The organism is Telluribacter sp., assembly GCF_035998675.1.
Lineage (GTDB): Bacteria > Bacteroidota > Bacteroidia > Cytophagales > Spirosomataceae > Telluribacter.
Genome location: NZ_DASYHI010000023.1, coordinates 1 through 14,517, shown reverse-complemented (window position 1 = coordinate 14,517; position 14,517 = coordinate 1). Strand labels below are relative to the sequence as shown.

Genomic DNA, 14,517 nt, shown 5'->3' with positions numbered 1-14,517 from the left:
TAAAGAAGTAAGTAGAAATTATTGATATGTTATTTAGTTTTACACTTGGTACTTTACTTACCAATGCAATGGCCAAGGGCTTCTCACATGGAATATACACAGCAGCTTGAATTTCACTTTGACCGAATTGACAAGGAAGCGATTCCTTATTTATCAGTAGATTGTATCATATTCGGCTTCCACGAAAACCAGCTAAAGGTACTTTTGGTACGCTGGAAAAATACGGAGGAATGGAGCCTACCGGGAGGATTTATTCATAAAACTGAGTCGGTGGATGATTCGGCCCAACGGGTACTTGAGGAAAGAACCGGGCTGAGAAATATTTTTCTGCGCCAGTTTCAAACGTTTGGTGCCTCGGTCCGCTACGATACAGCCGATACCTGGAAGAGGTTGAACCTCCCGATTGACCACTTCCGCTGGACCAACCGTACCATTTCCATTGGGTACTACGCACTGGTTGATTTCTCGAGGGTCAACCCAACGCCGGATTTTATGACGGAGGCCTGCCAGTGGTGGGACGTTGATATGGTACCTCCGCTACTATTTGACCACAACGATATAATTGATTCAGCCTTAAAAACCCTGCGGATTCAGCTCAACTGGCAACCAATCGGCTATAACCTGCTGCCGGAAAAGTTTACGATGCCCGAATTACAGAAATTGTACGAAACGATTCTGGGGCGGACGCTGGATCCCCGAAATTTTCAGAAGAAGATACTGGGGTTGGAAATTTTGGACCGCCTCAAAGAGCGTCGGCGGGGTGGGGCACACCGTTCGCCCTACCTGTACTCATTCAACAAGGAGCAGTATGAGGCGGCTCTGCAGGAAGGTAGCCTGATGTTTTTATGAACACTAAAGAGCAGAAACCCCTGACACTAAGGTAGTAGCATCAGGGGTTTCTGCTTGTCTTTTTTATTTTCACTACTGTTTAACCAGCTGTACTTCACCGTGCAGGCGAATGTCGTCACTGACCACCACACTTCCCGCTTCGGTAACGGCGTTCCACGTCAGGTTGAACTCTTTCCGGCTTATTTTGCCGTCAACGGTAAATCCGGCCTTGGTCTGCCCGTAAGGATCAACCACCATTCCGCCGTATTCTACATTGACTGTGATGGGTTTGGTTACTTCCCGAATGCTTAATTCACCGTGAAGTTTTGCCGTATCATCCCCGGTTGGCTCATAGGTTGTACCCACAAATCTTACCTGAGCATGATTCTCAGCATCAAAAAAGTCAACTGAACGCAGGTGGGTATCGCGCTGCTCATTATTTGTATTGATACTGTCAACATCAGCGGTAAAAACCAGCTCAGTTACATTTTCAAAATTATCACCTTCGGTTTCAGCCTGTATATCAAACGTTTTGAAGTAGCCGGTCACGGTGGTTATCATCAGGTGTTTTACTTTAAACTGGATTTCACTGTGCGCCGGGTCAACTTTCCATCTTGCCATTCTTACAAAGATTAATGGTGGAACATAGTTTTAAAAAATTAATATCTGGCAGAGGTTTCTTAGTTATTCAATCCTGAACTTTTCGATGAAGTCTTCCGAGGCTCGGTCTCCCTTTCGTACAAATGGTCTGATAATCAGCCGGGTGCCATTTTCGTAGGTGAAAAATTTATAAAGCCAGTTGCTAAGTACTACCAGTTTATTCCGGAAGCCGATCAGGTACATAATGTGTACAAAAAGCCAGGTTACCCAGGCTAAGAAACCACCCAGGTGGATATTGCCGGGCAGGTCGGCCACAGCCCGGTTACGGCCTATAATGGCCAGTGAACCTTTGTCGAAGTACTCAAACTCTTCCAGCGATTCATTTCTGATTTTTCTTTTCAGGTTTTTGGCCAACAACTTTCCCTGCTGTATCGCTGGCTGAGCCACACCCGGATGTCCCTTAGGGTACTTGTCCGTTTTCATCAGGGCCACGTCTCCAATGGCGTAGACTCCTTCACAACCGAGTACGCCATTGTACCGGTCTACCAATATTTTACCCCGCTCTACCGATTGGACTGGTAAACCGTCCACCACGGCCCCGGTAACACCAGCCGCCCAAATCAGGGTATGTGCCTTTATCTGTTCGCCACCTTTGAAGGTAACGGTATGGCCATCATAGGATTCAACCAGGGTATTCAGCCTGATCTGGATTCCCATTTTATTCAGGTACTTGTAGGTTTTCTCGCTGGCCTGGGGAGACATGGGGGGAAGTACTCGGTCCAGACCTTCCACCAGGTAAATATTCATCTTGTTAAAATCCAGACCCGGATAGTCGGTTGGAAGAATGTATTTGCGCATTTCTGCGAGCGCGCCTGCCAGTTCCACCCCGGTGGGGCCACCCCCCACAATCACAAAATTGAGCAGACTTTGCCGGGTTTCCGGGTCAATAATCATGTTGGCTTGCTCAAAGCATTGCAAAAACTGGCTTCTCAGATTCAGGGCATCGGTGACCCGCTTGAGGGGAAAAGAATTTAATTTGATTTGGTCATTTCCAAAATAGTTGGATTTGGTACCGGTGGCAATTACTACGTAATCATATTTGATATCACCAATCAGGGTTTTGACCGTTTTTGTGGCCGGGTCAATGGAGGTTACCCGTACGTGGCGAAAGTGAAAATCTTCGATTTCATCACTCCCAAACATTTTTCGGATTGGCTCGGCAATGGAATCGGGCTCGAGACCGGCCGTGGCTACCTGGTACAAAAGGGGCCAGAAACCGTGGTAATTCTGGATGTCAAACATAACTACCTGGAAATCTTTACCAGCCAGTTTTTTGGTCAGATTTATTCCCCCAAAACCTCCACCTACTATTATTACTCTGGGTTTGGTTGTATCGGGTATATTAAGCGATAACTTATCTATCTCTAGCATATTTGAGCGGTTGAATAATGAATAAATACACGTTAGACATAGGCATAAAACCTATGCCATAAAGTAGGAGGGAGGTAACACACCTGACTATAAGAAGCCTATGGGCAGTAGAAATTTTTGGGTGATGTAAGTGTCATGTCAGAGGCAATGTATAGCCTGTTATGGATAATTTAAAGTCTGTTTTGTTGGAAAGCTACAACGAATTGATAACCATAGGGTTACTGGCCAGGATTATTGATTATCCTGATTCATTAAAAATCTGATTCTGAAGATAGTACCTTTACCGGGTACCGATTCTATATCCATAGAGGCCTGCAAAATTTCACAGAGTCTTTTTACAATGTAGAGCCCCACTCCTTCACCACTGGATTTGGAGGAATAATTACTACCTGCTTGCTCATTAATGACGCTCAGGGCCTTGGGTTCATAAACTATTGGATCCTGGTCTTCAATCTCAATTTTGCCTTTTACACCCGTGTTTTCTTCGATCGGCTGAAGGTGGTGCGATAGTAGTGAAACCAATCCTTTGGGGAGTCCCGGACCCGAATCCTGTACAGCCACCGTCCAGCGGGCCTCGTTTTCATTGGCCCAGGTAACCGATACCACCCCGGAAGGGGTATAATTGATAGCGTTTAACAACAGGTTTTGAACAATGCGACGTAACTTAATTGGATCAGTCCTGACAAGAAGCTTTGTGGGGCCGTCGGCCATTAGTACCAGGTTACGTTCGTTCGCTAACGTGCGGGCCCCATCTATCAACTCGTTTAGGACCTGGCTGGCGTCAAACGATTGAATTTCAACACTCTCCTGACCCGCTTCCAGACGAGCCAGATTCATAAGCTGCTGCATCATGATTTGGACGTTCTGCAGGTTGCGGTTCATCATTTCCAGCAGCTGCTTTCGCTCATCCGGCGTGGTGCCTTCCATATCCAGCATAAATGCAGTACTTTGTATGACGCTCATGCTGCCCCGCAAATCGTGTGAGGAAGTGCGGAGAATATCACCCCTTTGGCGGGTTAATTCATTGAGTTTTTGGAGGGCAATTTCCAGGTTAGCCGCCCGGCTGGCGGCCTCCATCCGCTCCAGCTCGTCGAAGCGGTTGGCGCTACCCTCAATGTTTTCATTCAACAATTCTATTAACAGATGATAAGCCCTTTGAATTACTTCGGGGCTGGTATCAGGATATAATTTCCAGAATTGGTCCAGTTCGTTCGCCAGGCAGGCATACAAAAATTTGATTTCGGTGAAGAGCGTCCTCAAAGAGAAACCATAGTGCCACCGGTGCAGACCGTGTTCACTGCTTATCCGAACCGGATCTTTTGACTGTTCTTCCTCCTGTAAACGCTGATTGTAAACCTCCAGCAGGAGGGGGGTCAAATCAATGAATTCCTGACGTGACATGGCTTGTAAGGATGCCAAAGAAGTTTTCTCCTCTAAGTCTCTTCGCCAATTGTTCAGCAAAGCTTCCCGCCGACTGAACAGGTAGGCAGCCAACTGCTTTTGTTGGTCTAAATGATCAACGGATAAAGTAGACATAGGCAAGGGATAAGATAAACTATTTACTTTAACGGGCTTATTCCTGGAAAAATCAATAGTACATACAGGATGAAGGAATAAGGTAGAGGTTTACTTTTAACCAGGAACTAAAAAAAAGGTTAGAAATTTGCAGTTATTCCCTTTTCATTAAAAATTTGTTTTACCTTACTTTTATCTCTACCCTAGGCTTCCCTATGACAAAATAGTTGTTTTTGGGAAATTTAACTTTTGAATTAGAAACCTTCTATGCAAAAAATACGGCAGTCACAAATATTGATTGTAGAAGATAATCCGGATCATTGGGCTATAATTCAATCTGCGATAAAAGAGCGTTTACCCGGGATACAGGCCATATTGGCTACCACGCCCGATGAGGCAAAAAAATACCTTACCGATTGCCTACGCAATGAATCGCGACTACCAAACCTGGTTTTACTGGACCTGTATCTGCCCAAGCGGGAAGATGGCTGGGGCTTGCTCGCTGAGTTGAAAGGCCAAGGTTCTCCGTTTTTAACACTTCCGGTAGTAGTACTTAGTTATTCTAATGAAATGTCCGATATATCAGAGGTTTATAAGTACGGAGGTACTGCCTACCTGGTAAAACCAATGGATTACAAAAAATGGCTGGACTATTTCGAAACCTTACGCCAGTACTGGTGGAATACCGTAACTTTACCCGGCGACAATATTTAATGCTGGCCGAATTAAAAAGTAACAATTTGGAAACAGGATTCAGAACAAGTACCTTCCCGTTCTGAATCCTTTATATTACAGGCTTTTGTGGTAATTTTGGGCATCTACAACAGCAATGGATACCATATTGACAATATCCCGGGTCGACGAGCCTAACTGGAGTATATGTACTGGCTTGCGCATCCCCATCAGCAAAGGTCCGATAGTTTCAGCGCCCCCGATTTCCTGTAGGAGTTTATAAGCAATATTTCCGGAATTCAGATCCGGGAAAATAAGCGTATTGGCCCCTTTTTCCGCCAACTGACTGAACGGATAATGCTCCTGCAACAGGCCGCGGTTTACGGCCGTATTGGCCTGTATTTCCCCATCAATAATCAGGTCAGGGTACTTCTTTCTGGCCTGCCTGACTGCCTCAGCGGCTTTGGAAGGAATGGGTCCCCGGCTGGAACCGAAGTTAGAATAGGAGAGTACCGCCATGCGGGGTTCGGCGTCAAAAAAACGAACGGCTTTGGCCGACAGACCAATAATATCACACAACTCCTCGGCGGTTGGGTCAACATTTACCGTTGTGTCGGCCAGAAAATAAGGTTCCTTTCGGGTCTGGACTATGTACATACCGGCTACTTTATTGACACCTTCCTCTACACCAATAACGTGCAGCGCGGGCAGGATAGTTTTGGAGTAGTCGCGGGTCAGGCCGGAAATGAGTGCGTCGGCCTGGTTCGTTTCCACCATGAGGCTCCCGAAGTAGTTGCGGGAAAGTACGGCCTGCCGGGCATCAAAAATGGTCATCCCTTTACGGTTACGCTTTTCGTATAAAAGACGGGCAAACTTTTCACGGGTACCTTCTTCTTTAACAGGGTCAATAATGGTTGCCTCCGTCAGGTCCAGACCATGTTCTTCTATGAGGGCTTCTATTTTTTCATGATTTCCCAGCAGAATAGGGTAGGCGATTTTCTGTTCAAGTACCTGCTGGGCGGCTTTTAAAATTTTGATGTGGTCGGCTTCGGCAAAGACAATCCGCTGCGGGTGTTTTTTTGCCTGGGTAATGATGCGGTTCATCAATTTCTGATCAATCCCAATCCGTTCCTGTAGTTCCAGGTCGTATTGTTCCCAGTTTTCGATGCGGAGTCGGGCTACTCCCGAGTCCATCGCCGCCCTCGCTACCGCCGGACTCACGTGGGTAATTAGTCGGGTGTCCAGGGGCTTGGGAATCAGGTACTCTTTACCAAAGGTAATGGTACTGTCCCCGTAAGCTTTGTTAACTATCTCAGGTACAGGTTCTTTCGCTAACTGCGCCAGCGCCTTTACCGCGGCCAGCTTCATATCTTCGTTGATTTCAGTTGCCCGTACATCCAAGGCTCCCCGGAATATATAGGGGAAGCCGAGTACATTATTGACCTGGTTGGGATGGTCCGAGCGCCCCGTGGCCATAACAAGGTCTTCCCGGATGGACATGGCCAGATCGTAGGCAATCTCGGGGTCCGGATTGGCCAGGGCAAAAATGATGGGGTCGTTGGCCATGAGCTTTACGTAGTCGGGAGGGAGTACATTCCCCGCCGACAGACCGATAAAAACATCCGCCCCGGCCATGGCTTCCTCCAGCGTAGTTATGGCCCGCTTCGTTACAAACAGGGAGCGGTAAGGGTCCAGGTCCCGGCGGTCGGCGTTGATAATTCCATCTTTGTCAAAAACCACCACATTCTCCACGTTCAGGCCGAGCGAGACGTATAGTTTAAGGCAGGAAATAGCGGCGGCCCCGGCTCCGTTCATGACCATTTTTATGGTACTTATATCCTTGTCGACCAGTTCGAGGGCATTCAGCAGGGCGGCACTGGAAATAATAGCCGTCCCGTGCTGGTCGTCGTGCATAAGCGGAATGTTCACCTGTTCCCGCAGGGCCGTTTCAATCTGAAAGCATTCGGGTGCTTTGATATCTTCCAGATTAATCCCGCCAAAAGTAGGTTCCAGTGAACGCACAATCCGGATGAATTCGTCCGGGTCGGTACAGTTTATTTCAATATCAAAGACGTCAATACCCGCGAATTTTTTGAAAAGTACCCCTTTCCCTTCCATAACGGGCTTGGAGGCATCGGGACCAATATTGCCCAAACCAAGTACGGCCGTACCGTTAGAAATAACCCCCACCAGGTTACCCTTGGCGGTATATTTATAGACATCTTCTTTATTGAGGGCAATTTCTTTACAGGGTTCTGCCACGCCCGGCGAATAAGCCAGCGCCAGGTCCAGCTGCGTGCTGAGCATCTTGGTAGGAACTACCTCAATTTTACCGGGTTGCCCCTGCTGATGGTAGTTTAAGGCATCCTGCTTGTTAATTTTTATCATGGTTTTGGTTGGATGAAGTGCTCCAATACTACGAATTATTAGGGCCAAAAATAATTATCTCCGGGCAAAATTGGATTTTTTGCCCGGAGAACCTCCGAATTAGTAAGCTTTTATGTCAACGGTGGCCCAACAAAGGAGAAGACTCCCATTTTATTCCGGTTCGTAGACCGGAGCCGGTTGGGTGGATTTCCCTTTGAGGAGGAAAGCCGAGAAAAATCCGACCAGGAAGATTGCCATGGTACCAAAAACAATGGTCAGATACCCATGAAACGGGCTGGCCAGTTCTTTGAGCGAACCTTCGGTGAAGAGGAGCGGGGAGAGGCTCATCCATAAGATTACCAGCAGGCCCAGGATAACCCCGGCGATGGCCCCTTTTACGTTTATCCTTTTGACAAAAGCGCCCAACAGGAACAGGCCCAGCATGCCTCCGCTGAAAACCGAAGCCATTTTCCACCAGGCATCCAGTGCACTTTTGACGTTGATCATAGCGACACCAATCAGGATACCTACCAGACTTATGACTAACGAAGTCAGGTAAAGTACCCGTAGTTCGGCCTGGTCCGAAATCTCCTCCCGACTAAATCGCTTGTAGTAATCCGTTAGGATAACGGTGGCTGAGCTATTGATACTGGTTGAAATGGTACTCATACCGGCGGCAAAAATGGAAGCAATCAGGAGGCCGGTGAGGCCGGGCGGGAGTTTGTTGACGATAAAATAGGGAAACACCCGGTCGCTCATGGCCGGAGTACCAAGCTCGGCGGGCAAATCGCCCGGAACTGCGTTATAGTAGGCGAACAGGGAGGTACCAATTAGAAAAAACAGAAACGATACCGGCAGGTAAAGCAGTCCGCCAAAAAAGGCCGAACGTTTGGCTTCCTGGTCGGAGCGGGAGGCCATGTAGCGCTGTACGTAGTTCTGGTCGATACCGTAGTTCTGTAAATTGATAAAAATCCCGTAGATAAGTACTACCCAAAAGGTAGATTCGGTCAGACTTAACCCAAAGCTCCCCAAACTGAATTTTTCGTACTGCTGCCCAATGGAAAATACCTGCCCGGTGCCTTCGGGCATCAGGTACCAGATGTAAAACAAACACAGCAGCGCCCCCGAAATAAGTACTATGCCCTGGATGGCGTCGGTCCACATAACGGCCTGTATTCCACCCAACAGAGAATATACCATGACCGTCAGCCCCGTAACAATAATAATGGTTACGATGTCCCAGCCCAGCAAAGTCGTGACCGGCAGGGCCAGCAGGTACAGGATGGTTCCAATGCGCATCACCTGCGTAAGAATATAACAGGCCGAAACGTAAACCCTGGCCCACAGCCCGAACCTCGTTTCCATGTAGGCGTAGGCCGAGGGGCTGTTTATTTTACGGTAGAGTGGTACAAAAAACTTCACTGCCATAATGGAGGAAATAGGCAGAGAAAGACTGAATACGAAGGCGTTCCAGTTGGAGAGGTAGGCAGTACCCGGCAGGGCCAGAAAGCTGATACTACTGACGAAAGTAGCAAAGATAGACATGGTAATTACCCAGGGAGGGAAGTTGCTGTTGCCCAGAGTAAAAGCCGAGGAGGATTTGTTTTTGGAATAAAACGAACTACCAAATAGGGTAATCCCACCCATGTAAATGAGAAAAACGACCAGGTCAGTAACTTGCAGATTCATAGGCTCAGAGGTGGTTTAGGTCAGGAAAAATGGGCAGGACGATTAAAGTACCAGGGGGAAACCATGCAAATCGGCCAGCGTTTTGAAAGAATCCCGTAGGCCCTGTAACCGAAGCTTATCCACCTGGGCCATAGTCTCGGTTGGTACCCGGCTGTTCGTTTCTATTTTCAGGCCACGCTGCTGTAAAAATACCTTGGCGGCATAGGGGTAAAAACTATGGGTAACCCGGTCCATCATAGAAAGTATAGCGTGCAGGCGAATAACTTCCTCGTTTCTTCCGTAGAGCTGGTACTGGTCCAGCAGGTACCGGTAGGGTTCGGGGTAGTAGTTGGCCGAAATCGGTGAAATACCACTACCACCCGACTCCAGCGAATCAAGGGCCGTGGTGGTGTCGGCATTGTAGAGGTTAAAGCGGGTACCTTTAATGGCCTTTGCCTTACGGTCAATGGCCCCGGAATGGCAGCTGGTATCTTTGTGGTAGACAAACCGCCCGGTGGAGGCCATCCAGCCCATCAGCGAAGGGCTCAGCAGCCGCTTGTAAGGAACGGGACACTCGTATACACCCAGGGGAATTTGCCCCGTTTGTTCCAGTATCTCTTCGAGCCGACCTTTTAGCTGATCTTCACTTTCGTCCGGCTCTACCAGCATACTGGTAATCAGTATTACCGCGTGGATTCCGGTATCGTATATTTTCTTAATAAAATCAATATTTTCGGACACCGAGCGGCTGAAAGTACCCGTGGCTACTACCGGCACCCGGGCCTGGGCTATTTTAACTACCGAGGAGGTTACCAGCAGCCGTTCCTCATCGGTCATCTGGTACATTTCACTGGACAGACAGTTAGCAAAAAGTCCGTTGGAACCAGCCTGCAGGTACATCTCCGTCAGTCTTTCCAACCCTTCCAGGTCAACTTCGTTATTTTTGGTGAACGGGGTAAGCATGACGGGCCACAGCCCATCGGGTAAGTTTTCGGTTACTGACATGCTATTCGGTTAATAAAACGTAGAAGATTACCGGGTACTATACCCTAAGCAGTAGTACCCGGTATACTACCTTTCAGGCTATTCGGGCGGCTGGATTTTTTAGGTACTTTCCCAACGGTGATCCGATTTATAGCCGCAGAAGGGTACTTTTTGCATCATGAAATTTTATAACTATTTAATTAGTTTTATAACTAATATTTTAACTATATTTACCCAAACAACCACCACTCACCACCGTACTAATCGGCTATGCTACGTAACTATCTGAAAATTGCCCTGCGAAACCTGCTCAAGCAAAGGTACATTTCCCTGATTATGGTGGTTGGGCTGGCCGCCAGCATGACGGCCTTTCTGCTGATAACCCGTTTTGTATTTTATGAACTGAGCTACGACGCTTTCCACGAAAATGCGGAGAACATTTACCGAATCCGACTGGATGATTATAAAAACGGGGTACTGACCAACAGCAGTGCCATTAGCTACTATGCCGAAGCTCCGGCTATAATGGAGGCTTTTCCGGAGGTACAGGATTTTGTGCGGCTGCACGAAGCCGACGGCATGGTCAGCTACCAGAACAGGGTAGGGGAAGTAGTTAGTTACCACGAGAAAAAAGCGTTTTACACCGATTCCTCTTTTTTTAACGTGTTTTCATTCCCCCTGATAAAGGGCTCGGCGGATCGGGTGTTGCGTCGGCCGGAGTCGGTGGTTATATCGCAATCCATGGCGCAGAAGTACTTTGGCCGGGAAGACCCCCTCGGTAAAACCCTGACGTTAAGTTCAAACTGGGAAGGAGGTACCTATGTGGTAGAGGGGGTATTTGCTGATTCTCCTTCCAATAGCCATTTTCATTTCGATTTTCTTTTTTCCATCCGTAATCTGCTCACCAACGACCAATTTGCCAACGGTGGCTGGTACTGGACCAACTTCTATACCTACCTGCTTCTCAAGCCCGGTACCTCCGCGGAGTCCCTGGAAAACCGGCTACCCGGCCTTGTCGAAAAGCACATTGGGAAAATGCTGAGAAAGTACCAGGTAGAGCAAAAATTCATTTTGCAACCCCTTCGGGACATTCACCTCTACTCCCGAATGCCTTCTGAAATTGAACCCAACGGGAAAATAGAGACCGTATACATCCTGGGGCTGGTGTCCCTGCTCATCCTGGCCATTGGTTGGTTAAATTACATTAACCTTTCCACCGCCCTGGGTATTGAACGAACCAAAGAAGTAGGCATCCGGAAAGCCCTGGGGTCGGGTCGGCGGCAGCTGGTCCGGCAGTTTTTATTTGAATCCTTTGTGGTCAATGTCAGCTCGCTCCTACTCGCCGCCGTCCTGTTCGTCCTGGTACTTGCCGCCTTTGACAGTTGGGCCCAAAGCCAAATCGGCTACACGCTGTTTCAGCGGCCCCTGTTTTGGGCAGTTGCCCTTACAACCTTTGGCCTGGGTTTCTTTCTGTCCGGCTTTTATCCCGCTTTTATACTTTCTTCCTATAAGCCCATTGCCGTGCTGAAAGGGCGTATTTCCCGGCAGATTGGGGGCGAATTGCTCCGCAAGGGTCTGGTGGTGTTTCAATTTACCGCTTCGGTAGCCCTGATTATAGCTACCATCGTGATAAATCAGCAGCTCAACTTTATGCAGAACCAGGATCTGGGCATGAACATTGAGCAGAAACTGGTAGTGAAAGCTCCCAAGGTCTTGCGGTCGGAAAGTTTTATGAACGAGCTGGCCCTGTTTAAGGAAAGGGTAGGAGGGAAGGTGGGGGTCAAAAACGTTACGGCTTCCTCGGAAATACCCGGCCAGGAAATTTTCTGGACCCAGGAGCTCCAGCGGTTTCAGGATACCGGTGACGGTTATAAACTGTGCAGTGTTCTGGCGGTAGATGAGGATTTTATTTCAGCCTACGAAATAAAAGTACTGGCGGGCCGCGACTTCTATAAAAATATAATGCTTGACGACGGTGCCGTTATTATTAACCAAACGGCACTGCGTGCCTTCGGCTTTCCTACGCCCGAAAGTGCCATCAATCAGGAAATTGGCGATGTAATTCCTAAGAAAATTGTGGGAGTCGTGCAGGACTTTCACCAGCAATCCCTGAAAATGGCGAATGGACCCATTCTGTTTTACCATATCCCCTGGAATAGCAACTACCTGACCATCACCTTACAAGGGAAAAGCCTATCAAGTACCCTACCCGCCATTGAAGCTACCTACCAGGAAGTATATCCGGGCAATGCGTTTGAATCTTTTTTCCTGGATGACCACTTCCAGCAGCAGTACGAGTCGGAGGAGCGGCTGGCTGGGCTATTCAGTTGGTTCTCGCTGCTAGCCGTAGGTATAGCTTGCCTGGGGCTGTTGGGACTGGCCATGTACACGGCCAAAAATCGTACGAAAGAAATCGGGATTCGGAAAGTGCTGGGTGCCAGTGTTACCAGTATTGTCGTGTTGCTGTCAAAGGATTTTCTCCGACCCGTCGGCCTGGCCGTTGTCCTGGCTACCTGCCTGGCGTGGTACGCCATGGACCGCTGGTTGCAGGACTTTGCTCACCGGATTGACCTGGCCTGGTGGGTGTTTGCTTTAGCGGGTACATTGGCGGTTGGCATTGCCTTGCTAACCGTCAGCTTTCACAGCATCAGGGCAGCCCTGATGAATCCGGTAAAAAATTTACGGTCTGAATAGGTACTGATTTGACTTAAAGCTTAATGAAGATTTTTTTCCGGTAAAGAATATAAGCCGGGATAAAATTGATACCCACAAAAATAAGCGCAAAAATCAGGCTCGCTAACCTGGGGGCCACGCCCGACTGGATGAGTGTCGCTACAAAATGTTCGTTTAAGGTAGAAGTACCCACAGGTACCTGATAAAAAGGAATGGAGAGGATATCACCCAGCACGTAAACTGTTATGGCATTGGCTCCAAAGATAACACCTGCCTGCATTCCTTTACGGCGCTGAAGAATATCGACCAGGAAGTACATGGCCCCCAGCAGCAGGGCCGCCAAGCCGGAGGTTACCAGTACAAAGGAGCTGGTCCAGAGGTTTTCATTGACCGGAAAAATAAGCCCCCAGAAGTAGCCAACCGCGGCCGTCAATAGCCCGGCGGTCATCAGGTAATTCACTTTTTCGTTCCGGCTGTACTTACTAAGCAGCAGCTTTCCCGCCAGTAATCCGGTTATGCCCGTCCCGATGGAAGGCCAAGTACTCAGAATCCCCTCCGGGTCCCAGGTACCCTGCCACATTTTTCCGGGCAGGTACTGGGCATCTACCCAGGCCGCCAGGTTCACACCCGGTTCCAGCATTACCCGCCCCGTACCGGGGGTAGGTATCAGCGTCATGGCCAGCCAATAGGTAACCAGAATCACCGCCGCCAGAACGGCCTGGGTTTTCCAGGTACTATGCAGGAACAGCAGCGCACAAACCAAAAACACTATCGCAATACGGTGGAGGGTACCGGTCCACCTTAGTTCGGCAAAATCAAAGTTGGGCAGCAGGTTCAGGAACATACCCACGGCAAATATCTTCACCGAACGTACCAGTATTTTTCTGTGTAAGCCACTGTCAGCTACACCGGCTTCTATTTTTCCGGAATACGCCAGCGCAATGGATACCCCCACAATAAACAAGAAAAAAGGAGCTATAAGGTCAGTGAAGGTGAGACCGTTCCAGACCGTATGTCTCAATGTAGGATAAACGTGGTCGCCGTGGCCCGGGAAATTTACCATGATCATGGCCGCAATGGTAAACCCACGGAGGACATCCAGTGAAATTAATCGGCTTGCGGAGGGCTCCATCGAAAAAGTTATTGATATTTATTGAAAAAATAGTAGTTTAAATACTGATTTCAGTACTGTAAAGACTACTTAACTAGGCAGATCATGCTAAAAAATATATACTATTCCCTACTCCTGATGGGCGTACAGTTTTTGACCGGGTGTTTGTCGTCCGGAAAAACCGCCTCCGAGACCGAACCGCACATTACTGTCACCTGGGAGCTGGTCAGTAATCTGACCCCGAAGAAAGATGGATTCGAGGCTATGTTTATTCTGACGAATAATAGCAAATTATCCCTGGATGACAAAAACTGGGCCTTATTTTTCAATATGGCCCCCCGGCCCATCTCCGAAAATTCCACTTCTCAGCCGGCCATTATTCAACATATTAACGGGGACTGGTATAAGCTAATACCCGAAAAGGGCTTTAAACTGGAACCGGGTGCCAAGATCGAAATCCGGTACATGGGTACCGAAGGGGTCATCAAGGAAACCGATGCTCCCACGGGTCTTTACTTTGTGTTTTATGGGAAAAAGGAGCAAATCGTGCAGGTGGATGATTATTCCATCCGGCCCTTTACCCGAACCGAACAGGTACGCCGCAGCGTGGATGATGAGGAGCCGCTGCCTTCGCCGGCGCAAACCTACCGCGACAACCTGGGCATGAG

General features: G+C 48.4%; 11 protein-coding genes. 4 read left to right on the top strand and 7 right to left on the bottom strand.

Annotated elements, in window-relative coordinates; translation table 11 throughout:
- Positions 1-87: 87 nt before the first annotated feature.
- On the top strand, positions 88-849 hold the full coding sequence (locus VGN67_RS20985) for an NUDIX hydrolase (RefSeq protein WP_327488874.1): 762 nt from the start codon (positions 88-90) through the stop codon (positions 847-849).
- A 72-nt stretch (positions 850-921) separates the two neighbouring features.
- On the opposite strand, the gene VGN67_RS20980 is transcribed toward VGN67_RS20985, so the two are convergent.
- The 3 genes from VGN67_RS20980 to VGN67_RS20970 all read right to left on the bottom strand — a co-directional run bounded on the left by VGN67_RS20980 (position 922) and on the right by VGN67_RS20970 (position 4,260).
- Positions 922-1,449, bottom strand: coding sequence for a YceI family protein (locus tag VGN67_RS20980; RefSeq protein WP_327488873.1), 528 nt, complete (start codon positions 1,447-1,449; stop codon positions 922-924).
- Between the two features lie 63 nt (positions 1,450-1,512).
- Positions 1,513-2,859, bottom strand: a complete 1,347-nt coding sequence (locus tag VGN67_RS20975; protein WP_327488872.1) for an NAD(P)/FAD-dependent oxidoreductase — start codon at positions 2,857-2,859, stop codon at positions 1,513-1,515.
- A gap of 231 nt (positions 2,860-3,090) precedes the next feature.
- Positions 3,091-4,260: a HAMP domain-containing sensor histidine kinase gene (locus VGN67_RS20970; RefSeq protein WP_327488871.1), complete on the bottom strand. Its 1,170-nt coding sequence runs from the start codon at positions 4,258-4,260 to the stop codon at positions 3,091-3,093.
- Between the two features lie 381 nt (positions 4,261-4,641).
- Between VGN67_RS20970 and VGN67_RS20965 the strand changes: the two genes are divergently transcribed.
- Positions 4,642-5,088, top strand: coding sequence for a response regulator (locus VGN67_RS20965; protein WP_327488870.1), 447 nt, complete (start codon positions 4,642-4,644; stop codon positions 5,086-5,088).
- A gap of 75 nt (positions 5,089-5,163) precedes the next feature.
- On the opposite strand, the gene VGN67_RS20960 is transcribed toward VGN67_RS20965, so the two are convergent.
- From VGN67_RS20960 to VGN67_RS20950, 3 genes are all read right to left on the bottom strand, one after another.
- The gene (locus tag VGN67_RS20960; protein WP_327488869.1) at positions 5,164-7,434 is read right to left on the bottom strand and encodes an NADP-dependent malic enzyme; all 2,271 of its coding nucleotides are present in this window, start codon (positions 7,432-7,434) and stop codon (positions 5,164-5,166) included.
- Between the two features lie 150 nt (positions 7,435-7,584).
- Entirely contained in the window at positions 7,585-9,102 is a 1,518-nt protein-coding gene (locus VGN67_RS20955) for a sodium:solute symporter (RefSeq protein WP_327488868.1), read from the bottom strand.
- A gap of 42 nt (positions 9,103-9,144) precedes the next feature.
- A complete protein-coding gene (locus VGN67_RS20950) occupies positions 9,145-10,086 on the bottom strand; it encodes a dihydrodipicolinate synthase family protein (RefSeq protein ID WP_327488867.1) in 942 nt (313 codons plus the stop codon).
- A gap of 249 nt (positions 10,087-10,335) precedes the next feature.
- On the opposite strand from VGN67_RS20950, the gene VGN67_RS20945 reads away from it, so the two are divergent.
- Positions 10,336-12,759, top strand: coding sequence for an ABC transporter permease (locus VGN67_RS20945; RefSeq protein WP_327488866.1), 2,424 nt, complete (start codon positions 10,336-10,338; stop codon positions 12,757-12,759).
- 13 nt (positions 12,760-12,772) lie between these two features.
- On the opposite strand, the gene VGN67_RS20940 is transcribed toward VGN67_RS20945, so the two are convergent.
- Positions 12,773-13,870 (bottom strand): acyltransferase family protein, encoded by a 1,098-nt coding sequence (locus VGN67_RS20940; RefSeq protein WP_327488865.1) that lies wholly within the window; start codon positions 13,868-13,870, stop codon positions 12,773-12,775.
- Positions 13,871-13,954: 84 nt separating this feature from the next.
- On the opposite strand from VGN67_RS20940, the gene VGN67_RS20935 reads away from it, so the two are divergent.
- Positions 13,955-14,517: carbohydate-binding domain-containing protein (locus VGN67_RS20935; RefSeq protein WP_327488864.1), on the top strand; the 563-nt coding region annotated here is incomplete at its 3' end.

Bases quoted from the DNA above. Each gene is read 5' to 3' on its own strand.
- VGN67_RS20985 (WP_327488874.1), top strand. From the start codon at position 88: ATGGAATATACACAGCAGCTTGAATTTCACTTTGACCGAATTGACAAG.
- VGN67_RS20980 (WP_327488873.1), bottom strand. From the start codon at position 1,449: ATGGCAAGATGGAAAGTTGACCCGGCGCACAGTGAAATCCAGTTTAAA.
- VGN67_RS20975 (WP_327488872.1), bottom strand. From the start codon at position 2,859: ATGCTAGAGATAGATAAGTTATCGCTTAATATACCCGATACAACCAAA.
- VGN67_RS20970 (WP_327488871.1), bottom strand. From the start codon at position 4,260: ATGTCACGTCAGGAATTCATTGATTTGACCCCCCTCCTGCTGGAGGTT.
- VGN67_RS20965 (WP_327488870.1), top strand. From the start codon at position 4,642: ATGCAAAAAATACGGCAGTCACAAATATTGATTGTAGAAGATAATCCG.
- VGN67_RS20960 (WP_327488869.1), bottom strand. From the start codon at position 7,434: ATGATAAAAATTAACAAGCAGGATGCCTTAAACTACCATCAGCAGGGG.
- VGN67_RS20955 (WP_327488868.1), bottom strand. From the start codon at position 9,102: ATGAATCTGCAAGTTACTGACCTGGTCGTTTTTCTCATTTACATGGGT.
- VGN67_RS20950 (WP_327488867.1), bottom strand. From the start codon at position 10,086: ATGTCAGTAACCGAAAACTTACCCGATGGGCTGTGGCCCGTCATGCTT.
- VGN67_RS20945 (WP_327488866.1), top strand. From the start codon at position 10,336: ATGCTACGTAACTATCTGAAAATTGCCCTGCGAAACCTGCTCAAGCAA.
- VGN67_RS20940 (WP_327488865.1), bottom strand. From the start codon at position 13,870: ATGGAGCCCTCCGCAAGCCGATTAATTTCACTGGATGTCCTCCGTGGG.